The organism is Bradyrhizobium sp. HKCCYLRH1030, assembly GCF_051168395.1.
Taxonomy (GTDB): domain Bacteria; phylum Pseudomonadota; class Alphaproteobacteria; order Rhizobiales; family Xanthobacteraceae; genus Bradyrhizobium.
Genome location: NZ_JBNPUY010000014.1, coordinates 1 through 25,212, shown reverse-complemented (window position 1 = coordinate 25,212; position 25,212 = coordinate 1). Strand labels below are relative to the sequence as shown.

The following is a 25,212-nucleotide window of genomic DNA, read 5'->3' as shown; positions in this document are numbered from 1 at the left end:
CCTCGTTAGCGGACGTCTGTCGCCTCAAGCCCCCTTTCGGACGGAATTTTCGTCGGCGTCGAGGAAGCCGGTTAGTCGCTGACGGATGATCGCATCCGCATCGGTCATGATGCGATCGATCAGTTCCTTCACCGTTGGAATGTCATGGATGAGGCCGACGACCATGCCGCAGCTCCAGGCCCCGGCATCCATGTCGCCATCGATCATGACCCTGGGGTAGACGCCCGCGACCTGGTCGAGGATGTCCTCGATCTTCAGGCTCTTGCCCTTTTCACGCTCGATCTCTAGCAGGCGATCGACGCCCTTGTTCTTCAACACACGCTCGGTGTTGCGCAAGTTGCGCATTACAAGGCGGGTGTCGAGTTCGGTAGCTTCCAACAGCGCGTTCTTGACGTTGTCGTGCACCGGCGCTTCCTTGGTAGCGATGAAACGCGTGCCCATATTGATGCCTGCCGCGCCCATCGCCAGCGCCGCGACTAGGCTGCGGGCATCCGCCATGCCGCCCGACGCCACGAATGGGATCGACAGCTCATCGGCGGCGCGCGGCAACAGGATCATGTTGGGCATGTCGTCTTCGCCGGGATGACCGCCGCATTCGAAACCGTCGACGCTGACGGCGTCGCACCCGATTTCCTGGGCTTTGAGCGAATGCCGGACGGACGTGCACTTGTGGATCACCTTGATGCCGGCCGCCTTGAGCGCTGGCATGTATTGCTCGGGACTGCGGCCCGCGGTCTCGACGGCCCTGACGCCGCCTTCGGCGATGGCTTGAATGTATTCGGGATAGGGTGGCGCCGAAAAGGTCGGCAGGAAGGTGAGGTTTACGCCGAACGGCTTGTCCGTCATATCGCGGCAGCGCGCGATCTCCTTGGCCAACAGCTCCGGCGTCTTCTGCGTCAAGCCGGTGATGATGCCAAGGCCGCCGGCGTTGGACACCGCTGCAGCCAGTTCGGCAAAGCCGACATAATGCATGCCGCCCTGAATAATCGGATGCTGGATGCCAAATAGTTCAGTGATAGCTGTCTTCACGTAAGCCTCCAGTTTCCGATCAGTGCACGATCTCGAAAAGCCCGGCCGCACCCATACCGCCGCCGATGCACATCGTCACCACGCCGAATTTCGCTTTGCGGCGTCGGCCCTCGATCAGGATATGGCCGGCCAGTCGCGAGCCCGTCATGCCATAGGGGTGGCCGATGGCGATCGCCCCACCATTGACGTTCAATTTGTCCGGATCAATGCCCAGCTTGTCGCGGCAGTAGATCACCTGAACCGCATAGGCCTCGTTCAGCTCCCACAGATCGATATCGTCGATTCGCAAGCCGTGCCGTTTCAACAAGCGAGGGATCGCGGCCACCGGCCCGACACCCATCTCGTCGGGCTCGACACCCGCGGCGACGAAGCCGCGGAAAATACCAAGTGGTTGGATTCCCTTCTTTGCAGCAATCTTGTCGCTCATGATTACGCAAGCCGACGCGCCATCGGAGAGCTGGCTGGCATTGCCAGCACTGATGGTCTTGCCTTCGAACACCGGCTTGATTTTGGCCAAGCCCTCGGCCGTGGTCTCCGGGCGCGGACCTTCGTCTTTTGCCAGGGTAACCTCCTGGTAGGAGATCTCCTTGGTGTCCTTGTCGCCGACAGCCATTTTCGTCGTGATCGGAACGATCTCGTCACTGAAGCGCCCACCCTGCAGCGCGGCTCCGACGCGACGCTGGCAGTCGAGCGAATATTCATCCTGGCGGTCGCGCCCGATCTTGTAGCGCTCGGCGACCACTTCGGCAGTCTCCAGCATCGACATGTACATTTCCGGCTTCATCGCCATCAAATCGGCGTCGACGGCGTGAAACTTGTTCATATACTCGTTCTGGACGAGGCTGATGGATTCGATGCCGCCTCCGATGGCGACATCGACGCCGTCAAGCATGATCGAGCGCGCGGCGACCGCGATGGCCTGCAAGCCGGATGCGCATTGCCGATCAATGGTCGTGCCGGCAACCGTCACCGGCAATCCGGCACGGATCGCGCCTTTGCGGGCGACGTTCATAACCATGGTGCCCTGCTGCATCGCGCAACCCATCACGATGTCCTCGACTTCGCCGGGCTCGATCTTGGCGCGCCTGACGGCTTCCGCGATCACATGGCCCGCCATGGTCGGTCCGTCGGTGTTGTTCAGCGCCCCGCGATAGGCCTTCCCGACCCCGGTGCGCGCGGTCGATACGATGACTGCTTCTGTCATATTTTGCCTCTGTTTTATGCGGCCGCATCGGTCTGCGCATAGCGCAGAACATGGAATGCGGGATCGCCGTACTGGATGTTGATGGAAGAAATCCGCTTGAAGTAGTGGCCGACATTGAGCTCGTCGCTCATGCCCATGCCGCCATGCAGTTGCACGGCCTGATCGGCCACGAATCTAGCGGCGTAGCCGACCTTTGCCTTGGCTCCCGACGCCAGTCTCGATAGGCCCGATTCGTTTGCCGCCAGACCTAAGTTGAGATGCTGCATCAGGGACACCGCTTCCTGATGCGCGATGAACATGTCTACCATCCGATGCTGCAAAACCTGGAAGGTGCCGAGCGCCACGCCGAACTGTTTTCGCGTCTTGGTGTATTCCAGCGTCGCCGAGTTCAATTCGGCCATCGCGCCGACGGCCTCGGCACACAGCGCGCCAATGACGCGTTCGGAAATCGCTTCTAGCGCGGCGGCGCCCCCTCCTTCTTCGCCTAGCAAGCTATCGTTGCCGACGCGCACGTCCTTGAGGCTGACCTCGGCCGCTCGGCGGCCGTCGATCGTCTTGAAGCCTTGCAGGTGAAGATTGGCGGCGCGACGATCAACGATGAACAGACTGACGCCTTCCGAGTCGAGACGGTGGCCCGAGGTGCGTGCTGAGACGATCAGGTAATCCGCCCAGGGGGCCGCGATCGCGACCGCCTTTTCGCCGTTCAGGACATAGTCACTACCTTCGCGGCGCGCCGTTGTTGTGACGTCAGCGAAATCGTAGCGCGAGCCCTTTTCTGCCCAGGCCAGCGCCCAGATTGATTTCCCGGAGATGATGTTGGGAATGAACTGATCCCTCTGTGCAGGCGAGGCTTCACTCTCGATCAGGCCGCCGGCCAGAACGACCGTCTCCAAAAATGGCTCGACCACGAGGTGACGGCCGAATTCCCTCATCACGATCATGGTCGCCAGGGGACCACCGCCGAGGCCGCCCGCATCCTCCGAAAAAGGTGCGGCAAGCAGGCCGAGTTCGGCGAACGAGGCCCAGTGCTTGCGACTGAAGCCTTCTTCGCTGGCTACGATCTTGCGACGCGCTTCAAAGTCGTATCGATCCCGCAGAAGCCGCTGCACGCTGGACCGCAATAGTTCCTGCTCTTCCGTGAACTGAATATCCATCCGATCCCCCGTACTCCGCTCGGCCTAAAGTCCGAGCACGGCCTTGGCGATGATGTTGCGCTGGATCTCGTTCGATCCGCCGTAGATCGAGAGCTTGCGTGAATTCAGGTACTTCTCGGACGCAGTGTGACCGTAGGCCGGGCCCGGCATGAAGTGGTTGGCACTGACGGGATGCTCCCGGATCGCCAGACCGTAATTACCGATTGCCCGGTGCGTCAGCTCGGTGATGTTCTGGAAGATCTCCGTACCCCGAATCTTGAACAACGACGCGGCGGCGCCTGGATCGATCCCGCGGGCCATTTGTGCCACCACGCGAAGCTCGGTTGCTTCCAAGGCCAACACGTCCAGCTCGATCCGTGCGATATCCCGCACGAATTCGAGATACGTCGGATCTTCTTCGGGAATCTCGGCCTTCACGATTTGCTTCAGCCGATCCAGGTAGCGCGTCGAACGGCCGATGCCAGCCATACTGGTGCGCTCGTTTCCGAGCAGGAATTTTGCGTAGGTCCAGCCCTTATTCTCCTCACCGATCAGGTTTTCGATCGGAACGCGGACATTTTCCAGGAAGACGTCATTGACCTCGTGGCTGCCGTCGATGGTGATGATCGGGCGCACGGTCACGCCGGGCGATTTCATATCGATCAGGAGAAAGGATATGCCGGCCTGCGGTTTGGCCGCCGGGTCGGTCCGCACCAGGCAAAAGATCCAGTCGGCGTGCTGCGCCAGCGTCGTCCAGGTCTTGTGGCCGTTGACGACGTAATGGTCGCCATCACGTACGGCCTTGGTTCTGACCGACGCAAGGTCCGATCCTGAGCCGGGCTCCGAATAGCCCTGACACCACCAGTCCTCGCCGGAGAGAATGCGCGGCAGGAATTTCTCCTTCTGCGCCTTGCTACCGAAAGTGTAGATGACGGGCCCGACCATGGTGACGCTGAATGCCAAAGGCGGCAGCGTCCCGGCTCGGCTGGTTTCCTGCTCGAAGATGAAGCGCTGCGTGATCGACCAGCCGGGCCCACCATATTCCTTCGGCCACAGCGGCGCGATCCAGCCCTTCTTGTAGAGGATGCGATGCCAAAGGAGCGTCTGCTCCTTGGTCAGGTCGGTCTCCGGGTTCGGCACCCGCATTTCCTGCGGATAGTGCTCCACGATGAATGCACGCACTTCATCGCGGAAAGCAGCATCCTCTTTCGAAAGCTCAAGCTCCATCGAAAGGCCTCGTTACCACTTTTCGCCGAACGGTCGAATTTCCATCTCGAACGTCCACGCGCTGCGGGGCTGTTGATAGAGCTGCCAATACGATTCTGCGACGGAGGCTGGGGGCATCAGCAGGTCGGGATTGTCCAGTGCATTCGGCCCAAGCGCCTCGATCCGTCTCTGGCGAACCCATTCGGTATCGACGCCGGAATCGATGACGAGGTGCGCGACGTGGATGTTCTTGGGGCCCAATTCGCGTGCGATCGCCTGCGCAACCGCGCGAAGGCCAAACTTTGCGCTGGCGAACGCCGCATAGCCCGTTCCGCCGCGGAGACTGGCGGTCGCGCCTGTGAAGAAGATGTTGCCCTTGCCGCGGGGCAGCATCAGCCGCGCGGCTTCGCGCCCCGCGAGAAAGCCGGAATAGCACGCCATTTCCCAAACTTTGCGGAACACCCGTTCAGTGGTGTCGAGAATGGGAAAATTGACATTGGCGCCGATGTTGAAGATGCAGACCTCGAGCGGAGCGTGCTTGTCGGCATCGCCGAGGAATGAAACGATCTCATCTTCCTTGCGCGCGTCGAGCGAACGCGCATGAATCTCGCCTCCTGCCTTCTCGATTTCCTTGACCAAGGGCTCCAGCTTGTCCCCGTTGCGGCGACCGGCGAAGACCGTGAAGCCTTCCGAAGCAAATTTCTTCGCGATCTCGGCACCGATATAGTCACCGGCGCCGATCACAGCGACGGTCGCGCTCCGCTTTTGCATGGCTTTTCCTCCGATCAGGCTAGATCTGGCGTCTTTGGCTTAGCGCCGGCAGCCCGCTCAGTCACCGCATCTAACGACGATTGAACGTTCTTTTTTAGAACTAGTCAATCGACATTTTCAGATTGATTTACCTGGCCTGTGCACCGAAACTGGTTCTCTCACTCGCAGACGCCGTTTACAGCATCGTCGACACAGTCTATTTACACAGTTTCAAATACGAACTTATGGGGGAGGAATTGAGATGGCGAGAGCCCGCGGAGTGGCGATACTTGTCGGCGCTGGCGACGCGATCGGGGCGGCCGTCGCCCGCCGCTTTGCGAAGGGCGGATATACCGTTTGTATCTGCAGGCGGGAGGCAGCAAAATCGCAGGCGCTCGTGGCGGAGCTGAGAGCGGCGGGTCACAGGATTCACGCCTTTAGTGTCGATGCTCGCCAGGAATCCGGGGTTCAGGAAATATTCGCGCGCATCGAGAAGGAGATCGGGCCAATCGAGGTCTGCCTTTTCAACGCCGGATCGAACGTCAACAAGCCTTTACTGGAGACAACCGAGAAGCTGTTCTCTAAAGCGTGGGAACTCGCCTGTTACGCCGGATTTCTGGTCGGCCGCGAGGCCGCACGCTACATGGTATCGCGCGGTCGGGGCAGCATCCTGTTCACCGGCGCGACCGCCAGCCTCCGCGGCGGAACGGGCTATGCGGCCTTCGCCAGCGCGAAATTCGGTCTACGCGCTGTCGCGCAGTCAATGGCCCGGGAATTGGGCCCAAAAAATATCCACGTGGTGCACCTCATTATCGATGCCGGCGTCGACAGCCCGGCGATCCATGCCCGAATGAAGGCGGCTAAAGGCATGGAGGCGAGCGAGATTCCACCGGACAGCCTGACGAAAACATCATCGATCGCGGAAGCCTATTGGTTCGCGCACGAGCAGACCAGAGATGGCTGGACCCATGAACTCGACCTCCGTCCTTCCGCGGAGAAATGGTGAGATGGACACCATGCCGAATCTGACGCTGTGGGGAGCAGGCACCAGCCGGACCGTACGGGCGCACTGGGCGATGTACGAGCTCGGTCTCGCCTACACGAGCAAGCCGATTGGGCCGCGTACTGGGGAAACCAAGACGGCGGAATATACCGCGCTCAATCCGCGGCAGAAGGTTCCGCTGCTACAGGACGGCGATTTCTGCATCGGCGAGAGTGCCGCCATCGTCGCGTACCTGTCACGCACTTACTCCACGCGGGACCGGGCGCTGATCCCAGAAAAGCAGCGCGACTATGCTGCCTGGCTGGAATGGTGCTTCTTCATCGTTGCAGAGCTTGATTCCACTAGCCTCTATGTAATGCGGCGCCATCGGGCAGATGGGCTTGGCACCATCTACGGCATTGCTCCCGAAGTCGTCGCCAGGGCAGGCGAGTATTTCCGCGAGCAATTGCGCCATGTGGAGGTCGCGCTTGCCGATGGACGCCGATACCTGATGGGCGATCAGTTCACCAGCGCCGATATCCTGCTGACCACGTGTCTCGAATGGGCGATCACCTATGAGGTGGGCGTCTGCGATAACGCCCTGCCCTATCTGGAGCGCATCCACGCCCGGCCTGCCTATCGGCTCGGCCAGGAAGCTAACATTCCGCTCGTTCCGATTACGCCGGTGCTGCCAAAAGCTCCGCCGGCTTAACCCGAGATCCGGACCGATTTTTCGGTCGCCATCTTCTCGATTGCGGCATTGTCATAGCCGAGCGCACCCAGGATCTCGCGCGAATGCTCACCGATTCGGGGGGCAGGGCCACCGATCGCAGCCGGATTGACTTCGAAGCGAGCGGCCGGCTTGGGCTGTCGAATGCGACCAACACTGGGCTGGTCCAACTCGGCAATGAGATCGCGCGCAATCACCTGCTCGTTGTGAATGATCTCCCCACGGCGCAGGATCGGCGCGCAGGGGACGTCTGCTGCATCGAGCCGCTCCAGCCATTCGGCGGTGTTGTGCTGCGCGATGTATTCAGCCATCTTGTTGATGCGAGCAGTCGCATTGACGGAACGCGCCGCCGGCGTCGCAAAACGTGGGTCGGTGCCAAGCTCCGGATCACCTGTCGCGCGACAAAACCCCTGCCATTCCGAGTCCGAGATAGTACCGCAAGTGATGTAGCCGTCGCTGGTCTTGAACACGAGGTCGGGGCGATCATTGGGATCGGCCGCAGCAGCCTCGGCGCCCACCACAGTGTATTGCATCATACCTTCTGGCCAGAGGTAAGAGATCATTGCATCCAGCATCGCGACCTGGATGTGATCCCCTTGTCCGCTCTTCTCTCGCGCATAGAGCGCTGCTGCAACCGCTTGTGCCGTCATGACGGCCGTGGTCTTGTCGCAAACGATGGTTCTGATCATCTGTGGCCGGTTCGTCACAGGCTGCGACTGGATGTCGGCGAACCCCGAGAGACCCTGAATGATCGGATCGTAGACGCGCTTCTTGACATAAGGGCCGGTTTCGCCGACGCCGCTGATGGAAACGTAAATCAGCCGCGGATAGCGGCCGCGCAACTCGGCGGCGCCGAGCCCGAGGCGTTCCATCGTGCCGGGCCGAAAATTCTGCACCAGCACGTCGGATTGCGCGACAAGTTTGGCAAGCACCTCGCGGCCGGCCTCGCTCTTGACGTCGAGCGCAAGCGAACGCTTGCCACGGTTTGATGAGATGAACAACGCCGAGAACTCACCGCGCTTGTCGATGGTGGCGCGGCTGCGGCGGGTGATGTCGCCACCAATCGGCTCGATCTTGATCACGTCGGCGCCCTGGTCGGCCAAAAACATCGTCGCGAACGGACCTGATACCACACCGGTCAGATCGAGCACACGAACTCCGCTAAGCGGCCCTGGCATGACGTTTCCCTTCCCCTGGCTGGTTCTTCCGGCCTTTACGCCAACTCCTTCGGCCAGGCCGCATTATCTCGTGTCGCGTTTCGTGTCACGCAATGCTGGCGGCAGGCTGTCGCATCTGCTCGACGATCGATTCCTCGACGTCCCGGAGCTGGTCCTTGCCGAAGAACATCTCCTTGCCGACGAAGAACGTCGGCGAACCGAATGCTCCGCGGTTGACCGCATCCGTGGTCAGGTCGATGAGCCTCTTCTTGACGTCGTCCTGCTGAGCTCGTGCCATCAGCCTGTCGATGTCGAGCCCTGAGGATTTGAAAGCCGCGCGGAACACCTCGACGTCGTCCATCTTCTTCGGATCCTCCCACATGTGATGGTAAGCGGCCCGGAAATACGGCTCGAACATACCCTCGAACTGAGCGGCGACCGCACCGCGCATCAGCATCAGCGTATTCACCGGAAAAAACGGATTTTGCCGAAATGTCGTGATGTTGTGGCGACGGATGAAGCGCTGCGTCTCGATCGCCATGTATTCGGGCTTGTTCTTGATGCCGTGCAGCGACTCCGCCGGGGACATGTTGCCGGTCGCCTTGTAGATGCCGCCGAGAAGTATCGGCACATAATCAAACTTCACGCCTGTCCGTCGCTCGACGCCAGGTATTGCGCGTTCCGCCAGATAGGCGTTGGGACTGCCGAAATCGAACTGGAATTCAACCTTCAGAGCTGTCACGCCGGCCTCTCCCGCATAGGCATTGTTGAAGTGGTCATGTTTGGTCCGCACGAACCGTATCGCCAACTCTCATACAGTTCTAAAAACGAACTGTCAATAAACTGGCAGTTTCTGCTATTTTGGCCCAGATCGGTTAGAGGTTGTTTGGAACGTAGTCCCTATCTAGAATGGCTCTTGAAAAGACGGTTGCGTTGGCGATTCGAGCGACCCGTCGCTGGAAGAGTGGAGAAGTACGAATGAAGTGGGATGCCCTCGAGGAAGAGCCATGTTCACTGGCACGAACCATAGGTGTAATTGGCGACCGTTGGACCCTTCTGATTTTACGCGAATGCTTTCTGCGCACCCGACGATTTGAAGGCTTCCAGTCTGCGCTCGGGATCACGCGCCATCTGCTTGCCGAGCGGCTGAAGAAGCTGGTGCGGAACGGCGTGTTGCGGCGAATTCCATATCAGGATTCACCCAAGCGCCATGAGTACATCCTGACGCAAAAGGGCCTCGATCTCTATCCGATCATGATGGCGCTCGTCCATTGGGGCGACACGCACATGGTCGACGAACGCGGGCGACCTCTGCTGCATGAGCATAAGAAATGCGGCAAGGTCTTCGATCCCGTAATGGTGTGCTCGGAATGCGGCGAACCGCTGTCGGCGAAGGAAGTTCATACCCATCCGGGCCCCGGCGCGCGCGCGAAGCTCGAGAAGGCCTCTCCCGAACAGAAGCCGAGCAAGGCAAGGACCCGCAGACAAGCAGCGTGATCCCGCGCGTTTGCCTTTCGGCGGGGACTGGCGACGGCTCGACGAGGTTCGCATCACGATGCGTTGCTCTGCGCTGAAGTGCCCTGTGGCACTCTTGCACTGTCCCCTCGCGCTGGCGCGGAATAATGCCGTGAGAAGCGTTGGCGTAGCTCCATCTTCTGGATCTTGCCCGTCGCGCCATAGCTGAGCGCGTCAACGAAGACGATATCGTCAGGCATCCACCATTTGGCGATTTTGTTGTCCAGATAGGTCCTGATCGATTGCGCCGTCACGGTCGCTCCGGATGTCGGCACGACGATAAGCAGCGGTCGCTCCTCCCATTTCGGATGAGGAACGCCGATCACGGCCGCCTCCGTGACTCCCGGGCATCCCTTCGCCAGGTTTTCCAGGTCGATGGACGAAATCCATTCCCCGCCTGACTTCACAACGTCTTTGGCGCGATCCGTCAGCTGGATGTAATTATCGTCATCCATCACAGCGAGATCCCCGGTATTGAACCAGCCGTCCTCCAGCAGCGGCTTGTCCTCCCCGTAGTAACCGCTGATGATCCACGGTCCACGCACCATCAATCGGCCGCTGGATTTTCCGTCGCGTGGCATCTCACTGCCCCGCTCGTCAGCGATCTTGATGTCGACGCCGTAGATCGGCTGCCCCTGGCTGGTCTTGCGTCGAAGCCGATCCTGCGGGGAAAGGCTCGCCGTGCGTCGCGACGGCTGCGAAGACGTACCGCAAGGACTCGTCTCAGTCATGCCCCACAGATGGTTGACAGAGACGCCCAGGCGCTCAAGACCCTCGATCAGGCTAGGCGCGGGCGCCGAACCGGCAACTATGATGCGCTCGAGCGTCCCAGCACCGGTACCCCTGGACTCTAAGTACTGGAGCAGGTTTGAATAGAGTGTCGGGACCCCGGCGGTCATGGTCACGCCTTCCCTGTCGATCAACTCCGCAATGGCGGCGCCGTCCATTTTGGGTCCTGGCAGGACCAGCTTGGCACCGACCATGGGAGCTGCATGGGTCAGGCCCCAGGCCCCGTTGGCGTGAAACATCGGAGTCATCGGCAGAAGCGTGTCGCGCGGCGCAATGCCCATTGCGTATGCACCGCAGATGCAGAGGCAATGCAGGATATCCGATCGATGCGAGTAGAGAACGCCCTTGGGATTGCCTGTGGTCCCCGACGTGTAGAACAGGGAGGAGGCCGAAAGTTCGTCGAATACCGGCCATTCAAACTCCTCCTTTCCCAAGTCCACGAATTCCTCGTAGCACAGCAAATTCGGAAGCGTCGTCCTTGGCATGTCGGCTCGATCCGCCATCAGGACAAACATCTTCACGGAGGAAAGCCCGGCCGCCAGCTTCTCCACGAGGGGAAGAAACGAGCTGTCGAAGAACAGGATCTTGTCTTCGGCGTGATTTGCAATGTAGCTGATCTGATCCGGGATAAGCCTCGGGTTGATCGCATGCCATACTGCACCGATTCCCGTGACGCCATGCTCGATCTCGAAATGCCTGAACGTGTTCCAGGCAAGAGTTGCGACACGATCGCCCTGCAAGATGCCATGGCGGGTCAAAGCATCGGCAAGCCTTCTGGTGCGACGCGCCGCATCCCCATACGTATAGCGATGAATCGAGCCCTCCACGGTGCGCGAAACGATCTCCGTCCGCGAATGGAAGCGCTCCGCATGCTTCAAGAGCGAGGACAGCAGCAAAGGCTGATTCTGCATCAATCCTTTCACGATAACCTCATTTCAGCTGCAGCGATTGACGCCACCGGCGTTAGCGAGACACCACCAACCTCATCACTCCGAGCTGGCATCGAGAACCTCGCTGAATTGATCCCACCGCGTCCCGGTCCAGCGCTGTAGCCTCATTTGCGTGAAATTCATGTTGATCTTGTCGCTTGTATTGACCGTGATCCCAGGCAGCAGCGTGGGAAGCGCGACGTTCTTGAGGTTCTTGGCCTGCCCGATGATATTTTCGCGCGACAGATTGTTCCCACACTGCTTGAGCAGGCGTTCGAGCAGCATGCCTTGCGTATACCCGAACAGATAGTTCGTGTCGGCGATATCGATTCCGGGCAAATACCGCGCGACAAATGCTCGAAAGTTCTTCATTCCGTCGTTGTTATCCCACTGCGAGTCGGTCGGGTCCATCGCCACCGTTCCAACGATGACGCCTATTGAATTATCGAGACCTGCGGGCTTCAGCGTGGCGCCAACCGAGCTTGATGGGTAGTTCAGTACGATCATCGGTTTCCAACCGATTTCGGCGGCTTTGCGGATTGCCTGTGCCGCGAACTTCGGGGTACCAGCCACCAACAATGCATCGGCGCCCGAACTCTTGAGACTCACCACCTGCGACTCCACCGTCGGCTCGCTGACCTCGTAGGCAATTGCGACGACCTTCTTGTCGAACTCGTCTTTAAGGACCCCCTTGAAAGCGTTGAGGTAGTCTTTTCCGAGATCATCGTTCTGATACAGGATCGCGTACTTCGCGTTCGGCAGCGTCTTGGTCAGGAACCTGGCGTAGATTTTCCCTTCGGTGTCGAAGCTGACCAGACTGGTCGTCGTCAGCGGAAACTCCGCCACATTCGTGAACTTGTTCGATCCCGAGACGATGCCGATCGCCGGCACGCCCCTCGACTTCAGATACTTTGCAGTGGCCGAGTTGCCGGGCGTGCCGAGCTGGCTGAACATGAAGGCCACTTCATCGCTTTCGACGAGCCTTCGCGCATGCTCAACCGCTTTTGGTGGGCTATAGGCATCGTCATACGCTATGTAGTTGACCTTTCGGCCGTTTACTCCGCCGCGGTCGTTAATCGACTGGACATACGCGAGAAGCCCTCGACCAACGAGACCGATCGACGAAGCAGGACCGCTAAAGGGAAAGATGCCCCCGATCCTGATCTCCGTTGGCGTGATCCCCGGCATATCAGCAGCAGAAGCCGATGACCCGAACGCCAGAAGCAGCACCGCGAAAGCAGACCTGAAGAGCCCCAGCATCACTTCCTCCCAAAAATGAGGATTGCATGCCCGAGTGGCACGATCCAACAAAGCGCGGCCTTGATCGACCGTCGTTCCTCGCCGATCTAACGTTCTTTTTTGGAACTAGTCAAGCCGCTCGAGTCTTCCCCTCGATCGCCAGAGCGGGACGCATCCGCTCAAGCTCACGACCACCTAGGCGCACGCTCGCTTCGGCCAAAAAACGCAAAATGAGATCATCTTTGAACTATTTACTTGTTGCAGCCCGCGACTATGCGTGTGCCGCCCCCTGACCCACCGTACCTCCTGGAGGCGCGCCTTCGAAAGCTGATTTAAATTCTTTTATAGAACTAATTCGGGTCCGACCGGTGGCGAGCAGACGTTCACGCTTTTACGCGCCGCAGCCAAGCCACATCTCTCGATTTTGATCGTCCATACCGACTTCGGTTGGCTACTTCGGACGACTAAAGTCGCCGCCGAAAGGCTCGCCCACGATATGAGTTCCCCTCAACGACCATGCGAGGGCTCGGCTCGACTACTACGGACTGGACGAGCCGGCGCCGCGCGTTCATCTCCGACCGTGCACGCAACGACCGCCGGCTCTGCTGCTGGGACCTACTGCCGCCGAACGGTTTCGACGCAACATTCGATCCTGTCAGTCCGCCGTTGCATGAATGACAGCCTTGGTCTCGAGGAATTCACTGAAGGCGAGTTCGCCCCATTCACGACCGTTACCGGACATTTTGTATCCGCCGAAAGGAGCTTCGGTATCTTCTGACGCGCCATTAATATAGACCACGCCCGCTTGAAGTCGGTCAGCGACAGCCCGGGCCTTTTCAATGCTCGCCGATTGCACATAAGCGCCGAGCCCGTACACGGTATCGTTGGCGATTGTTACTGCGTCGTCGACGTCCGTGTAGCCGATGATGGCGAGAACAGGTCCGAAAATTTCCTCACGCGCGATGGCCATGGTGTTTTCAACGTCCGCAAACACCGTGGGCTTGACGTAGTATCCGACCTTCATATTTTCCGGGCGCCCCATACCGCCTGTAACGAGCGTGGCGCCCTCATCGATCCCCGTCTTGATCAACCGCTGGATTCGATCCCACTGGCGTTCGGAAACGACGGGACCCATGTACACGTCCGTTTTTGGGTCGCCATAAGTGATCGACGCCACGACCTGTTTTGCAATTTGCTTGGCTCCTTCCATCTGGTTCTGGGGAACCAGCATCCGGGTCGGCGCATGACACGTCTGCCCCGAGTTGAGCATCAGTCGATAAATGTTCTCTGTGATCGCGGTTACGAAATTGGCGTCATCCAAGATGATGTTGGGCGACTTGCCGCCCAACTCCTGATGCACACGCTTCACGGTGTCAGCCGCGCGTTTCGCAACATCAATCCCCGCCGCAGTCGATCCAGTGAAAGAAACCATGTCGACACCGGGATGCGCGGATATGGCGGCTCCGACGGTCGCCCCATCACCGTCGACCAGATTATAGACGCCCTTCGGAACGCCGGCTTCGTGGAAGATCTCCGCGAGGACATGAGCAGTGAACGGGGCAACCTCGGAAGGCTTATGCACGGCGGTGCACCCAGTGGCCAGGGCCGGGATGACCTTGACCATGATTTGGTTGATCGGCCAGTTCCAAGGCGTGATCATTCCGACCACCCCAATAGGCTCACGGCGCACCACTGTGCGCGGTCCCTGCGGATGCTCGAACTCGTAATTCTTCAGGGCATTGATTGCGGTCTGGAGATGCGCAAGGCCAACGCCGGCCTGCAATTCCATCGCGAACTTCGTGGGTGCGCCGAGTTCTTCGGTAAGAGCGGCGCCGAGATCGGCATGGCGCTTCGCGTACACGTTCAAAATGCTGGAAAGGATATCGATCCGCTCCTGGCGGCTGCTGCGGGAGAAGCTGGCAAATGCCGTTCGCGCGGCCTTCACAGCGCGATCGACGTCCGCAGCGGTTCCTAGAGTGATTAGTCCTGCCGGCTGCTCGTTGGCGGGATTGATCACGTGGATCGCGTTGCCACCGAGTGGTTCCACCCAGTCACCGTCGATGTAGAATCGGGTATAGTTACGCATTGAAGACCTTCCCTGATTGACATTTTCGCGTATCGAACCGCCTGCCTCTTGCAGGCAGTCCGAGCGCTATCTGCCGACGAGCTAACCGCGGCACGGGCGTTGCCGCCCTTCTTTCATTTGCCCTTTGTCTGCGGTCCCACAGATTGCATGAAATCGCGATCCGCTGCCGGCAGATTGGCTGTCCACGCCGGTTCATCGCCGGCCTCTGGCAGTACGTGACCAAATTCGATCATCTGCCGCGCTGGAAGCTCGCCGACATATACCCATACGCTGCGGTGATCCGCGGCAGAGGCGGCAACCGCGACGGCTTCTGCCATCAATTTGATCATTCGTGTCTTGTCGATCGCAGCGCGCCCGCCTCGGATGTGACCGTAGACAAACACCTGGTCATGCGTCAGTGGCGCGCCGCCCATAAAGTAGTTCTCAGCTTTCACGTCTTCGAAAATGACTTGCGCGAAGTAGGTCGGCGCTCCCGTCACCTCCGCATGGATCCGCGTGATCTCAGCCGCAATCGCACTCTTCTGCCTGCCCGAAAGGCGTCCCTCGATGCTGGAGCAATAATAGGTTGGCATTGACATCACTCCTTTTTGTAGGTGGCCTCTCCCATCAGGAGAAACCCTCTGGTTATCGCACCAGTTGGACTCGTGGGTCGGGCTCCGCACGTCGCGGCGCGTGGGCGAGGAGGACTCGTCCCCGCCCTTGATGGCCACCGCGGCTCCGGTTTCAGCGAGCCAGTCTGCTTTGGGTTGCTTGTCCATAGGCCGCGTAGATGAAGGCGCCCATTATCGCCACCAACCATTGGCCAGCGAGGGCCAGGCGGAAGATGTGGCCCTCCCTCACCCACTGTGCGTCAAATCCGGACGCGCCCATAACGGGCAGTAGAAAGTAGAAGGTGGGCGTAGCCGCGATGCAGGCGAGGACGAATACGCCCCATTCCTTGACCCAGGCCACCTCTCCGCGGCGCAAGGCGAAGGCAAGCAGAACCGCGAACAACAGAGTGGCGGCTCCTCCAATCATGTGCATCGAACCGCCTGCAAGGGTAGCGAAGCTCGGCATACCCATCCGCAGGCCCCAGTACATCAATACAATTCCCGCGACGGCGCTGGAGAACGCCAACGCCCAGGACGACGCAACCAGAACACCGTTCGGTTGCCGTCGGACGAAGGCGATCCACAGCAGATGCGCTCCGCTCAACAAACCAACTAACGTCGCCAGAGCAAACGTCGCGCGGCTTACGACATCGCTTGCAATCACGGTGTCATGAAGGTGGATGACACCCGCCGGGACCAGTTCTCGGGCGCTGAAAGCCTGCTCCAGCGCGGGGGTCACCATGTAGTATTGAACAACAATGGCGGCGGCTGCGACGAGAGCGGGGAAACTCACGAGCGCGAGGTTGCGTGCAAGATGCGCGCGCTTTTCGGAAGCCGTAGTCATGCTTGCGGACTCGGCCCGTCGAACCGGCTGCACCCAGCGGTTGATCGTAAACAGAAGGTAGCCGACCGTCAAAGAAAGGGGGATCAGCACCCCTGTGACGGCATAATTTGCTTCGGTAAAGCGGATGCCCGGATCCAGCGCGCCAAAAAGCAGCCAGCCGTAACGCTGGATGGGTGTGCTCAGCAAGAGCCCGTAGCTTATGCACATCCAGGCTTGGTGGTTGGCAATCTGCTTGCGCCACAACGCATGTACGGCCATGCAGAGGCTGAACGATATGCCCAGGGCCAGGCCCCACAGTCCCACGTAGAAAAACAGATGATCCAGCGTGTCGGCAACCGACGTGCGCACAAGATGGATCATGGCGGTGATCATCGTGCCCTGCAGTACGACGATATAGATGCCACCGGATATGCGGTGCCACTTGGGAAAGCGGCGGCGAAAAGCGGGCCAGAATTGCAGGCCGCCGAAAAGCATGCATACGCCGCCCAGCAAGGAATGGACCATGAGCATTGCGGCCTTTTCCTTGCTCATGACATTGTAGACGAGGAGATGCTCGGCGATGCTCTCCTTGCCATAAGCATAAGTGGACGAACTGACCGATCCCACCAGCGCGACCGTGCTGCCAGCGTACTCCTCGACTTTTGAGGGAGTATCCACGGCTTGGCCGGCTTCGGCGGCGTTCAGCAGCGCGATGCGCTTTGCAGCAATCTCAGGATTCCCGGCTCCTTTGTAATACGCGATCCCCGCCATAATCGCCGCGAACCCATCAAGGGACGCAGCCAGGAGGAGCGCCAGCGCGATGGCGCGGAGCAGCCAGATGCGCAACGGAATTGCTGGTAGCCGAACAAGCGGCGTCGACCGGCCCTGAGGCGAATCAGGCAGAACTGATACAGCCATACAAATCCTCCCTCTGTTACGAGCGCCAGTTCAGATGCTGGCGTCACTGCTTGAGCAGCCATAACGATGTTATTAACCGAGGATAACATCGTTATAGTGCGAGCGCAAGGAGTGCTGAATGTCCCTATTCGTTTCAGGGAACGGGCGTAAGGATCAACAGAGAGCGGATGCCCTCACCTGACGCATGGCGTCATGGAGGTGACGGCGCGTTCCGGCGTGTCGCCGAGGCCAACCAACATATTTATTGCCATCGGAAAAAGGATCTGTTCGACGCTGTCATCAAAGCGAGCCAAGAGGCCAGCCAATTCGAGGGTAATGAACCCGTGAACGAAGCCCCACAGCTGTACCGCGATGACATTCGGATCATCGTCGCGGATCCGGCCAGCCTCGATAAGACGAGTCGCGGCTCGAACCACATGGCCAAAGGCTTCTTGAAATGCAGGGGATTCCGAGCGAGACAGCGGCGTAGGATCATACTCGATCGCCCGATAGGCTCCTCGAGTTGATAGCCCGAACATGAGATCGTAGAGGTGCGGGTTCTGCCGGGCCACGTCGCGGTAACACAACGCCAAACGGAAGACGTCTGTAACGGGATCATCGGTCTTCGGCGTCCCCTCAAAGGCAGAGGCCAGATATCGGAACCCTTGATCGGCAACTGCGCGCAATAGCTCCGGCATGCCTCCGAAATGGCTGTAAACAGCCATCGTAGAGACGCCAGCCTCATTGGCCACGGACCGAGCTTGAACGGCCGCCGGACCTTGCTCGGCCAGCAGCTTGATCGTGGTATGAATCAACTTGGTGCGGAGATCAGGAAACGCCGTGCCGGTAGCCATAATTGACATTATTACCACTATCGTTGCGCGCTACAGAAGCTCAAAAGAAAAACCTCAAAAGTGTTATTCGGCGTGCATCACAACGAACTTCTGGCAAACTTCAATCTGTCCCCTCGTATGTCGTCGGGTCCGCCTCGAACGCTTGCTTCCCCTTTGCGGCCCATAGCCGGCTGTTACTCCTTCCAGGGATCGCAATCGAACGGCTCAGAAGTTGCTACTTGCTGTTCCGCTCCGACTACATGCTGCGGAGCCAAAAAGCTCAAGGCAAGCGCGATGATAGCGGACGCTGAAGGTGACTTCGCATCAGCTCGGCGGCATCTTGATTACGTCCTGCTTCGAGCAGATTAAGCAGGCGCAAATGCTCCTCGACGTGCCGGCGCATGCCATCTCGATCGGCAAAGCTGCGATAGGCGAACAGGCGGCGGATCGAGTTCACGCGTCGCAGCGACTCGACGAAGAACGGATTGCGGGCGCCGCGCGCGATCACCTCGTGAAACTCGCAGCCCGACTGATAGACCTCGCCGATCGTCATCTTGTCGAGCTCGCCACCGAGTACGCGCTGCTGATGCTGGCGAAGCTTCGCGATGACGTCCTGCTGAAGCCCGAAGCCGGGCTGCAGAATCGCTGCCGGCTCGATCACGGCCCGGAAGGCCGCAGCCTGGTGCTGGGCTTCTGGGCTCGACAGCGTCTCGGCGAAGCGCCAGCCATAGCCGGGCAGGCGGGCGATCCAGCCCTCGGCCGCGATGCGATCGAGCAGGCGCTGCAGCTCGGTGCGGCTCAGCTCGTAGCGGCGCATCAGCTCGGCCTCGGTGACGTCGGCCTCGATGCGCCGGTCGAGAACGTCGGCCGCGATGTCCGCATAGGCCTGCTCGGCGCGGCTCACCGCGGCGAGCGTCGGGCGTGCCGCACCGCTCGTCGGGTTCTGGGTCAGCACGAAGCCGCGATGGGGCTCGCCCCGCGCCAGCCCCGCCGCCTCCAGGGCCTTCAGCCCGAGCCGGATCGGCGCACGCGACACGTCGAGCGCATCGGCCAGCCTTTGCTCGATCAGGCGGTCCCCGGCCTTCATGCCTTCGCGGCGTGCGAACGCCAGGATCAGGCCGGCGAGCTGCTCGGCGCGGTCGGTCGTGCCCGTCCGTGCAGCGGAGGGCGATGTGTCCCAATCGGTCATGATGCCGAGGAAACCTCTTTCAGCTTGACAGATCGTCGGCCGGATTGTTCTTTATATGAAAAATGTACAATCGAGAAGCGAGCGACGGGGAAGCAACGCCAATGATCCGTGAGCCGGACGTCCATATCTGCGAGGTCGCGCCGCGCGACGGCCTGCAGAACCTCGACATGCTCGTGCCGACCGAAGCGAAGTGCGCGCTGATCGACGCCATCGCGGCCGCAGGGGTGCGCGAGATCGATGCCGGCTCCTTCGTGCCGCCGAAGGTCGTGCCGCAATTCGCTGATGTCGATGCGGTGATGGCCCATGCGCTGTCTCATCGAGAGACGAGGATCGGCGCGCTGGTCCCCAATTTCAAGGGCGCGGAGCGCGCCATCGCCGCAGGCGTGGACAACATCTATTTTGTGATCTCGGCCAGCGAGACCCATAACCGCGCCAATGTCCGCCGTACGGTCGCCGAGCAGGTCGAAGCCTTCCATGCCGTGCGCGCCGCGATCGATGCCCGGCCGGCCGCCGAGCGGCCGCAATTGATGGGCGCGATCTCCACCTCGTTCGGCTGCTCGCTCGAAGGCAATGTCAGCGAGGCGGCGGTCTGCGATCTGGCGCGCCGTTTCGCCGAGGCGGGGGCCGACGAGATCGGTCTTGCCGATACCGTCGGCTACGCGACGCCCACGCTCGTCAAGCAGGTCGTTGCGGCCGTCCGGCGCGAGATCGGGCCGGACGTCACGCTGCGCCTGCACCTGCACGACACGCTCGGCGCCGGCCTCGCGAACGCGGTCGCCGGCCTCGAGGCCGGCATCCGCCGCTTCGATGCCGCGGTCTCCGGGCTCGGCGGCTGTCCGTTCGCGCCGGGCGCACGCGGCAACATCGTCACCGAGGATCTCGTGTTCATGCTCGAGCGCATGGGTCTATCGACCGGGATCGATCTGGACCGGCTGATGCTCACGCGCGAGATCCTGGCCCGTCACATCGCGCCGAAGCACCTCACCGGCCATCTGCACGAGGCCGGCATCCCCAAGGTGCTGCGGAGGGCAGCGTGATGGGCGCGGCCCGAGAGCACGACGCTCCGCTTCGGCCGCTCGAGGGCGTGCGCGTCGTCGAGTTCAGCCAGATGGTGATGGGTCCGAGCTGCGGACTCATCCTCGCCGATCTCGGCGCCGACGTGATCAAGGTCGAGCCGATCAAGGGCGATCGCACCCGTTCCTTCAAGGGACCGGCGGCCGGCTTTTTCGCCACCTACTGCCGCAACAAGCGCAGCATCGCGCTCGATACGTCGACGGCGCAGGGCCAGAATGTTGCGCGCAAGCTGATCGCGCGCAGCGACGTGCTGATCGAGAATTTCCGCCCCGGGCTGATGAAGCGCATTGGGCTCGACTACGAGTCCGTGGCGGCGTTCGCCCCGCAGCTGATCTACTGTTCGCTGAAGGGCTACCTGCCCGGGCCTTACGAGAACCGCCTCGCGCTCGACGAGGTCGTGCAGATGATGGGGGGCCTCGCCTACATGACCGGCCTGCCTGATCGCCCGATGCGCGCCGGAGCCTCGGTCAACGACATCATGGGCGGCATGTTCGGGGTGATCGCGATCCAGGCCGCGCTGGCCGAGCGTCAGCGCACCGGGCGCGGCCGTTACGTGCAGAGCGCGCTGTATGAGAACAACGTCTTCCTGATGGCGCAGGCCATGATGTACGAGGTCGTCACCGGCCAGCCCTCGATCCCCTATTCGATCAAGGACAGCCCGTGGCCGGTGTACGACCTGTTCGACACAAAGGACGGCTCGAAGCTGTTCGTGACCATCGTCGGCGAGGAGCAATGGGTGGCGTTCTGTCGCGCCTTCGAGCGCACGGAATGGCTGGACGATCCGCGCTTCGCCACCGCGCAGGGCCGGGTCGATCATCGCGGCTGGCTGATCCCCGAGATCGCCGCGATCTTCAGGACATGGGCGAGGGACGATCTCGCCGCGGTGCTGGAGCGGCTCGAGCTGCCTTACGCGCCGGTGAACAAGCCCGGCGACCTGTTCGACGATCCGCATCTCAACGCATCGGGCGGCCTGACCGAGATCCGCATGCCCGACGGCCGTCGCGCCAAGACGCCGGTGCTGCCGGTGTCGCTGGACGGGCAGCGGCTGCCGAACCGCTACGATCCGCCTGATGTCGGCGAGCACACGCGCGACGTCCTGGCCGAAATCGGGCTGCTGCCCGACGAGATTGCCGTGCTGGAAGCGGGCGGAACGATTTCGCCTGTGAAGCCGCCAGGGTGAGCGGTCACGTCGCACATAGTTCGAGAACATAAGAACTGCGGGAGGATTCCATGACGATCACACGGCGCCGCGCGCTCGCGTCCGGCGCGGCCTTCGCGGGCGCTTCGCTGCTGCCAGGACGGCTGCTGGCCGAGACGCGGCCTGCGTCGATCGCGTTCGGACCGGTGTCGCCGGTCTATGCGATTGCAATGATCGCGGAGCTGAAGGGCTACTTCAAGGACGAGGGCCTCGATCCCAAGCTCCTCACCGGCAATTCCGGCACCTTCGGCCGCCAGACGCTCGCCGCCGATCAAGCGCTGTTTGCGCATGGCGACGCCAGCCACCCGCTGCAGCTCACGGCACGCGGCAAGCCGTGCAAGATCCTGCTGGCAACCGAGATGGTCTGCTCCTACGCCAACATCGTGGTGCGACGTGATCTCTACGACAGCGGCATCACCTCGGTCGAGGCGCTCGCCGCCTCCAGGCGCGCCGACGGTGCGAAGCCGATCGTCGCCGCCACGGCGATCGGATCGGGCACCTGGGTCTACGGCACCTATGTGTTCGAGTCGCGCGGCCTGGGCGACAAGGTGAACTGGGTCGCAGGCGGCGGACCGAACACGATGTTTCCATCGCTGCAGACCAAGCAGTTCGACGCCATCATGGCGCCGCCGAGCTGGATCGTCGAGGTCGAGAAGAAGGGCTTCGGCAAGGTGATCTACGACACCTCCAAGCCCGGACTGTTCGAGAAGGATTTCGGCGGCACGGTCCCGGTGCTCGTCATCTACGCCTTGAAGGACACGATCGAGCAGGACGAGGCGCTGGTGCAGGCCTTCGTCAATGCGATCACCCGCGCCATGGCCTGGGTCAAGGCCACGCCGCTCGCCGAGGTGCAGGCGCTGGTGACGCCGAAGTACTTCTCCGGCATCGATCCCGAAGCGGTCAGCGCCGAGCTCGGCTTCGACACCGCCACCTGGGCCTATGACGGCAGCATCGACCCCGCGTCCTATGCACGCGGCGCCAAGCCCTGGTACCGCAAGGGGACGGACATTCCCGAGATCAAGTACGAGGACATCGTCGATCCCAGCTTCCTCGCGGCGGCGAAGGCGAAGACCAAATGATGCCGCCCTCCAATGCAGGCCTCGCCTCGGTGCGCGGCGCGGAGAGCCCTGCCGCGGAACGCACCCGGATCGCGGTGCAGGGTTTGATGAAGACCTACAGCACCGGCGGCCGCGAATTTGTCGCCGTCGACAACGTTTCCTTCGATGTGCGGGAGGGCGAATTCGTTGCCCTCCTGGGTCCGTCCGGTTGCGGCAAGAGCACGATCCTCAACATGGTCGCCGGGCTGCTGCCGCGCTCGGGCGGGCGCATCCTGATCGACGGCGACACGGTCGAGACCGGCAAGGTGAATCCAAGGATCGGCTACGTGTTCCAGCGCGACACGCTGTTTCCGTGGCGGACGGTCGAGCAGAACATCGGCTACGGCCTGGAGATCGCCGGCGTGCCGAAGCCGGAGCGCGCGCAGCGCGTCACCGAGGCCATCGGCAAGGCCGGGCTGCAAGGCTTCGGCCGCAGCTTTCCGCGCATGCTGTCCGGCGGCATGCGGCAGCGCGTGGCGCTGATGCGCACGCTGATCCTCGCGCCGGAGATCCTGCTGATGGACGAGCCGTTCGGTGCGCTCGATACCCACACCAAGCTCGAGATGCACAAGACCCTGCTCGAGATCTGGGAGCGCGAGCGGCAGACCGTGCTGTTCGTGACCCACGATCTCGGCGAGGCGCTGACGCTCGCCAGCCGCATCATCCTGCTGTCGGCCCGGCCGGGGCGCCTCAAGGATGATTTCGAAGTGTCATTCCCCAGGCCGCGCGACCCCGTGAGCCTGCGCGAGACCGCCGAGTTCGGCCGGCTCTATTCCCATATCTGGCATTCGCTCGGCGAAGAATTCCGCCGCACCAAGGCTGACTGAGAAGGCTGACCGATCATGTCGACCCGTCGCGCCGCCATCCTGTTCTGGCAGATCGCCATCCTGGTCATTGTGCTCGTGGTCTGGCAATGGGGCTTCGAGTGGAGCAAGGTGCTGCTGCCCAAAGCCTATGTGCCGAAGATCCTCGATCCCTACTTCGTCGCAAAGCCCTCGCTGATCTGGCAGAGTTTTCTGCGCCTCGGCTGCTTCAGCGACCCCGCCGGAGTCGTCGCCTGCATCGGAGCCACCGACAACAATCTGTGGACCGCGACCCTCGTCACGCTCAAGAACACCTGGTGGGGTTTTCTGTTCGGCGCGCTGACCGGCATCGCCGCCGGCGTGGTGCTCGGGCGGTCGGACTTTCTCGCCCGCGTGTTCGGTCCCTACATCATCGCGCTCAACTCGATCCCGCGCATCGCGCTGGTGCCGCTCGTCATACTGATCTTCGGTCTCGGCGATCTCTCCAAGATCGCGACCGCATGGCTCGTCGTGTTCTTCGTCGTCTTCTTCAACACCTTCGAGGGCACCCGCGCGGTCGACCGCGACCAGATCGCCGCGGCCCGGCTGATGGGCGCGAGCGAGCTGACCGTGCTGCGCACCGTCGTCGTCCCGTCCGCACTGGCCTGGGTGTTCGCCTCGCTGCTTCCAGCGGTCTCCTTCGCGCTCGTCGGCGTCATCGTCGGCGAGTTCATCGGCGCCGAGCGCGGGCTCGGCAAGCTGATCATCGAGGCCGAGGCCCGCGCCAATGCGAGCGAGATGATGGTGGCGATCTTCATCATGATGTTCGTCGGCATCCTGCTGGCGCTCGCCGTCCAGTCGCTGCAATCCTACTTGCTCCGCTGGCAGCCGCAGTTCGAGCGCGCGGCCTGACCAAGACGACTGTCCATAGCTCGTCTCGGACTGCTGATCCCGCTCAGCGCACAACCCGAAGGTCAATGAGCTCGCGGCAGAACGTAAGCGCGTAGAGGCCGAGCTTGCACAGATCGCGGCCGGTTCCGACATCGTCACCGTGCACCCGGCGGCGATCGAGCCGGCCGATCATGTCAAGATCTGAGGCCATGTGCAGCGGCCGGACGCTTACATCGGGCGTCTCTCCGCCTTCATCTTCGACGTGATCGTCTCCTCTGTTCGATACTACACAGCTGCACACGAGCGGTCGACAACATAGCATTGGTCCGGTTTCCGTCGTGATCTCGCGGTGATGACATCTGGTGGTCCATCCGAGAGTCCGTGCTCAGCCCCGCCTGCCAAGCGGGCGCACATGTCCTCGTCAGGATCGCGGGGCAACACAGACACAATAGCGCGCTCGACGTCTCAATCGAGTTGTCATCGCCGGCAAGATAGCGTGCTCTCCGCATCCGCTTCGATCCACCAAACGTCTCTCCGCCGATCAGCGGAAACTCAGCCAATCTTCTGTCGTCGCACCGTCTGCGAGACGGCGCTCGCCAGAGCGGCGAGCGCCGTCGGGTTGTTCATATTCTGCTCAGCCGCGGGCTCGTCGCTCCGTGCGTCGCAGAAACATCGCGCGGCGGATCCACCCGCATCGCCACGCCCTTGGGAATCGGGGAGGTCTTCACTACAACCATTCTCGCCCGAAATCGAACACCCCACCCTTTGCAGATCAATTACTTAGCTCGCCAAAAAATCGCAAAATCCCGATTTTCGAGCGCGAATCCGCGAACTCGGGCTAGCTGTTCGCAGCGCAAGTTGCTCGCGATGAATCGCATAGCGAAGCTGGACGACGCTGCGAGCGCGCGCCTCTCGCCCGCTCTGCCATATCTTCGTTGTTCATCGCCGGCCGCGGCCGCCGCCCAGGCCGGGAGGACTGCCGCCGCCCAGGCCGGGAGGACCGCCGCCGCCAAGGCCGGGAGGACCGCCGCCGCCAAGGCCGGGAGGACCGCCGCCGCCAAGGCCGGGAGGACCGCCGCCGCCAAGGCC

At 61.4% G+C, this 25,212-nt stretch carries 23 protein-coding genes; 8 read left to right on the top strand and 15 right to left on the bottom strand.

Going from position 1 to position 25,212, the window contains the following annotated elements; genetic code table 11:
• Window positions 1–24 precede the first annotated feature (24 nt).
• The 5 genes from ACQR1E_RS30370 to ACQR1E_RS30350 are packed head-to-tail and all read right to left on the bottom strand — an operon-like array spanning window position 25 to window position 5,343.
• A complete protein-coding gene (locus tag ACQR1E_RS30370; RefSeq protein ID WP_316172582.1) occupies window positions 25–1,029 on the bottom strand; it encodes an NAD(P)H-dependent flavin oxidoreductase in 1,005 nt (334 codons plus the stop codon).
• A gap of 19 nt (window positions 1,030–1,048) precedes the next feature.
• Window positions 1,049–2,233, bottom strand: coding sequence for an acetyl-CoA C-acyltransferase (locus ACQR1E_RS30365; protein ID WP_316186744.1), 1,185 nt, complete (start codon window positions 2,231–2,233; stop codon window positions 1,049–1,051).
• A gap of 14 nt (window positions 2,234–2,247) precedes the next feature.
• Entirely contained in the window at window positions 2,248–3,387 is a 1,140-nt protein-coding gene (locus ACQR1E_RS30360; protein ID WP_316169284.1) for an acyl-CoA dehydrogenase family protein, read from the bottom strand.
• A gap of 24 nt (window positions 3,388–3,411) precedes the next feature.
• Complete coding sequence (locus ACQR1E_RS30355; RefSeq protein WP_434872330.1) at window positions 3,412–4,593, bottom strand: acyl-CoA dehydrogenase family protein; 1,182 nt, start codon at window positions 4,591–4,593, stop codon at window positions 3,412–3,414.
• A 12-nt stretch (window positions 4,594–4,605) separates the two neighbouring features.
• Entirely contained in the window at window positions 4,606–5,343 is a 738-nt protein-coding gene (locus ACQR1E_RS30350) for an SDR family oxidoreductase (protein ID WP_315714199.1), read from the bottom strand.
• Window positions 5,344–5,584: 241 nt separating this feature from the next.
• Here ACQR1E_RS30350 and ACQR1E_RS30345 point away from each other — a divergent pair, with 241 nt between their 5' ends.
• Both ACQR1E_RS30345 and ACQR1E_RS30340 read left to right on the top strand, forming a co-directional pair.
• Window positions 5,585–6,328 carry an SDR family NAD(P)-dependent oxidoreductase gene (locus tag ACQR1E_RS30345; protein WP_316172586.1) on the top strand — a complete coding sequence of 248 codons (744 nt, stop codon included), beginning with the start codon at window positions 5,585–5,587 and terminating at the stop codon, window positions 6,326–6,328.
• Between the two features lie 10 nt (window positions 6,329–6,338).
• Window positions 6,339–7,016, top strand: a complete 678-nt coding sequence (locus tag ACQR1E_RS30340) for a glutathione S-transferase family protein (protein ID WP_316169625.1) — start codon at window positions 6,339–6,341, stop codon at window positions 7,014–7,016.
• On the opposite strand, the gene ACQR1E_RS30335 is transcribed toward ACQR1E_RS30340, so the two are convergent.
• Window positions 7,013–8,212 (bottom strand): CaiB/BaiF CoA transferase family protein, encoded by a 1,200-nt coding sequence (locus tag ACQR1E_RS30335; RefSeq protein ID WP_316172587.1) that lies wholly within the window; start codon window positions 8,210–8,212, stop codon window positions 7,013–7,015. The genes ACQR1E_RS30340 and ACQR1E_RS30335 overlap by 4 nt on opposite strands.
• A gap of 85 nt (window positions 8,213–8,297) precedes the next feature.
• Window positions 8,298–8,924, bottom strand: a complete 627-nt coding sequence (locus ACQR1E_RS30330; protein ID WP_434842918.1) for a 2-hydroxychromene-2-carboxylate isomerase — start codon at window positions 8,922–8,924, stop codon at window positions 8,298–8,300.
• A 245-nt stretch (window positions 8,925–9,169) separates the two neighbouring features.
• Here ACQR1E_RS30330 and ACQR1E_RS30325 point away from each other — a divergent pair, with 245 nt between their 5' ends.
• Window positions 9,170–9,688, top strand: a complete 519-nt coding sequence (locus tag ACQR1E_RS30325) for a winged helix-turn-helix transcriptional regulator (RefSeq protein ID WP_315827680.1) — start codon at window positions 9,170–9,172, stop codon at window positions 9,686–9,688.
• Between the two features lie 53 nt (window positions 9,689–9,741).
• Here the strand turns inward: ACQR1E_RS30325 and ACQR1E_RS30320 are convergent, their stop codons facing one another.
• The 7 genes from ACQR1E_RS30320 to ACQR1E_RS30290 form a co-directional block, all read right to left on the bottom strand.
• Window positions 9,742–11,418 carry a long-chain-fatty-acid--CoA ligase gene (locus ACQR1E_RS30320; RefSeq protein WP_434842757.1) on the bottom strand — a complete coding sequence of 559 codons (1,677 nt, stop codon included), beginning with the start codon at window positions 11,416–11,418 and terminating at the stop codon, window positions 9,742–9,744.
• A 63-nt stretch (window positions 11,419–11,481) separates the two neighbouring features.
• Window positions 11,482–12,684 (bottom strand): ABC transporter substrate-binding protein, encoded by a 1,203-nt coding sequence (locus ACQR1E_RS30315; protein ID WP_434842756.1) that lies wholly within the window; start codon window positions 12,682–12,684, stop codon window positions 11,482–11,484.
• Between the two features lie 634 nt (window positions 12,685–13,318).
• Complete coding sequence (locus ACQR1E_RS30310; protein WP_434897938.1) at window positions 13,319–14,749, bottom strand: aldehyde dehydrogenase family protein; 1,431 nt, start codon at window positions 14,747–14,749, stop codon at window positions 13,319–13,321.
• Between the two features lie 113 nt (window positions 14,750–14,862).
• On the bottom strand, window positions 14,863–15,321 hold the full coding sequence (locus ACQR1E_RS30305; protein ID WP_316191995.1) for a 4-oxalocrotonate tautomerase family protein: 459 nt from the start codon (window positions 15,319–15,321) through the stop codon (window positions 14,863–14,865).
• A gap of 151 nt (window positions 15,322–15,472) precedes the next feature.
• Window positions 15,473–17,080 (bottom strand): DUF2306 domain-containing protein, encoded by a 1,608-nt coding sequence (locus ACQR1E_RS30300; protein ID WP_434897937.1) that lies wholly within the window; start codon window positions 17,078–17,080, stop codon window positions 15,473–15,475.
• 173 nt (window positions 17,081–17,253) lie between these two features.
• The gene (locus ACQR1E_RS30295; RefSeq protein WP_315714192.1) at window positions 17,254–17,913 is read right to left on the bottom strand and encodes a TetR/AcrR family transcriptional regulator; all 660 of its coding nucleotides are present in this window, start codon (window positions 17,911–17,913) and stop codon (window positions 17,254–17,256) included.
• A gap of 259 nt (window positions 17,914–18,172) precedes the next feature.
• A complete protein-coding gene (locus tag ACQR1E_RS30290) occupies window positions 18,173–19,081 on the bottom strand; it encodes an FCD domain-containing protein (protein WP_434897936.1) in 909 nt (302 codons plus the stop codon).
• A 101-nt stretch (window positions 19,082–19,182) separates the two neighbouring features.
• On the opposite strand from ACQR1E_RS30290, the gene ACQR1E_RS30285 reads away from it, so the two are divergent.
• From ACQR1E_RS30285 to ACQR1E_RS30265, 5 genes are read left to right on the top strand one after another with little or no spacing between them, the layout of a single operon-like run.
• A complete protein-coding gene (locus ACQR1E_RS30285; protein WP_434844472.1) occupies window positions 19,183–20,118 on the top strand; it encodes a hydroxymethylglutaryl-CoA lyase in 936 nt (311 codons plus the stop codon).
• Window positions 20,118–21,335, top strand: coding sequence for a CaiB/BaiF CoA transferase family protein (locus ACQR1E_RS30280; RefSeq protein ID WP_434897935.1), 1,218 nt, complete (start codon window positions 20,118–20,120; stop codon window positions 21,333–21,335). The genes ACQR1E_RS30285 and ACQR1E_RS30280 overlap by 1 nt, the downstream gene beginning before the upstream one ends.
• A 50-nt stretch (window positions 21,336–21,385) precedes the next feature.
• Window positions 21,386–22,432 (top strand): ABC transporter substrate-binding protein, encoded by a 1,047-nt coding sequence (locus tag ACQR1E_RS30275; RefSeq protein ID WP_434897934.1) that lies wholly within the window; start codon window positions 21,386–21,388, stop codon window positions 22,430–22,432.
• Window positions 22,429–23,277, top strand: a complete 849-nt coding sequence (locus tag ACQR1E_RS30270) for an ABC transporter ATP-binding protein (RefSeq protein WP_434897933.1) — start codon at window positions 22,429–22,431, stop codon at window positions 23,275–23,277. Before ACQR1E_RS30275 ends, ACQR1E_RS30270 begins: the two co-directional genes overlap by 4 nt.
• 15 nt (window positions 23,278–23,292) lie before the next feature.
• Window positions 23,293–24,144, top strand: coding sequence for an ABC transporter permease (locus tag ACQR1E_RS30265; RefSeq protein WP_434897932.1), 852 nt, complete (start codon window positions 23,293–23,295; stop codon window positions 24,142–24,144).
• A gap of 43 nt (window positions 24,145–24,187) precedes the next feature.
• Here ACQR1E_RS30265 and ACQR1E_RS30260 read toward each other — a convergent pair whose 3' ends face one another.
• Window positions 24,188–24,316 carry a hypothetical protein gene (locus ACQR1E_RS30260; RefSeq protein WP_316169296.1) on the bottom strand — a complete coding sequence of 43 codons (129 nt, stop codon included), beginning with the start codon at window positions 24,314–24,316 and terminating at the stop codon, window positions 24,188–24,190.
• Between the last annotated feature and the right edge of the window lie 896 nt (window positions 24,317–25,212).

Excerpts from the sequence above, each read along its gene's own strand:
- ACQR1E_RS30365 (WP_316186744.1), bottom strand. The coding sequence starts at position 2,233 with ATGACAGAAGCAGTCATCGTATCGACCGCGCGCACCGGGGTCGGGAAG.
- ACQR1E_RS30360 (WP_316169284.1), bottom strand. The coding sequence starts at position 3,387 with ATGGATATTCAGTTCACGGAAGAGCAGGAACTATTGCGGTCCAGCGTG.
- ACQR1E_RS30355 (WP_434872330.1), bottom strand. The coding sequence starts at position 4,593 with ATGGAGCTTGAGCTTTCGAAAGAGGATGCTGCTTTCCGCGATGAAGTG.
- ACQR1E_RS30350 (WP_315714199.1), bottom strand. The coding sequence starts at position 5,343 with ATGCAAAAGCGGAGCGCGACCGTCGCTGTGATCGGCGCCGGTGACTAT.
- ACQR1E_RS30345 (WP_316172586.1), top strand. The coding sequence starts at position 5,585 with ATGGCGAGAGCCCGCGGAGTGGCGATACTTGTCGGCGCTGGCGACGCG.
- ACQR1E_RS30340 (WP_316169625.1), top strand. The coding sequence starts at position 6,339 with ATGCCGAATCTGACGCTGTGGGGAGCAGGCACCAGCCGGACCGTACGG.
- ACQR1E_RS30335 (WP_316172587.1), bottom strand. The coding sequence starts at position 8,212 with ATGCCAGGGCCGCTTAGCGGAGTTCGTGTGCTCGATCTGACCGGTGTG.
- ACQR1E_RS30325 (WP_315827680.1), top strand. The coding sequence starts at position 9,170 with ATGAAGTGGGATGCCCTCGAGGAAGAGCCATGTTCACTGGCACGAACC.
- ACQR1E_RS30315 (WP_434842756.1), bottom strand. The coding sequence starts at position 12,684 with ATGCTGGGGCTCTTCAGGTCTGCTTTCGCGGTGCTGCTTCTGGCGTTC.
- ACQR1E_RS30310 (WP_434897938.1), bottom strand. The coding sequence starts at position 14,749 with ATGCGTAACTATACCCGATTCTACATCGACGGTGACTGGGTGGAACCA.
- ACQR1E_RS30305 (WP_316191995.1), bottom strand. The coding sequence starts at position 15,321 with ATGCCAACCTATTATTGCTCCAGCATCGAGGGACGCCTTTCGGGCAGG.
- ACQR1E_RS30300 (WP_434897937.1), bottom strand. The coding sequence starts at position 17,080 with ATGGCTGTATCAGTTCTGCCTGATTCGCCTCAGGGCCGGTCGACGCCG.
- ACQR1E_RS30295 (WP_315714192.1), bottom strand. The coding sequence starts at position 17,913 with ATGGCTACCGGCACGGCGTTTCCTGATCTCCGCACCAAGTTGATTCAT.
- ACQR1E_RS30290 (WP_434897936.1), bottom strand. The coding sequence starts at position 19,081 with ATGACCGATTGGGACACATCGCCCTCCGCTGCACGGACGGGCACGACC.
- ACQR1E_RS30285 (WP_434844472.1), top strand. The coding sequence starts at position 19,183 with ATGATCCGTGAGCCGGACGTCCATATCTGCGAGGTCGCGCCGCGCGAC.
- ACQR1E_RS30280 (WP_434897935.1), top strand. The coding sequence starts at position 20,118 with ATGGGCGCGGCCCGAGAGCACGACGCTCCGCTTCGGCCGCTCGAGGGC.
- ACQR1E_RS30275 (WP_434897934.1), top strand. The coding sequence starts at position 21,386 with ATGACGATCACACGGCGCCGCGCGCTCGCGTCCGGCGCGGCCTTCGCG.
- ACQR1E_RS30270 (WP_434897933.1), top strand. The coding sequence starts at position 22,429 with ATGATGCCGCCCTCCAATGCAGGCCTCGCCTCGGTGCGCGGCGCGGAG.
- ACQR1E_RS30265 (WP_434897932.1), top strand. The coding sequence starts at position 23,293 with ATGTCGACCCGTCGCGCCGCCATCCTGTTCTGGCAGATCGCCATCCTG.
- ACQR1E_RS30260 (WP_316169296.1), bottom strand. The coding sequence starts at position 24,316 with ATGATCGGCCGGCTCGATCGCCGCCGGGTGCACGGTGACGATGTCGGA.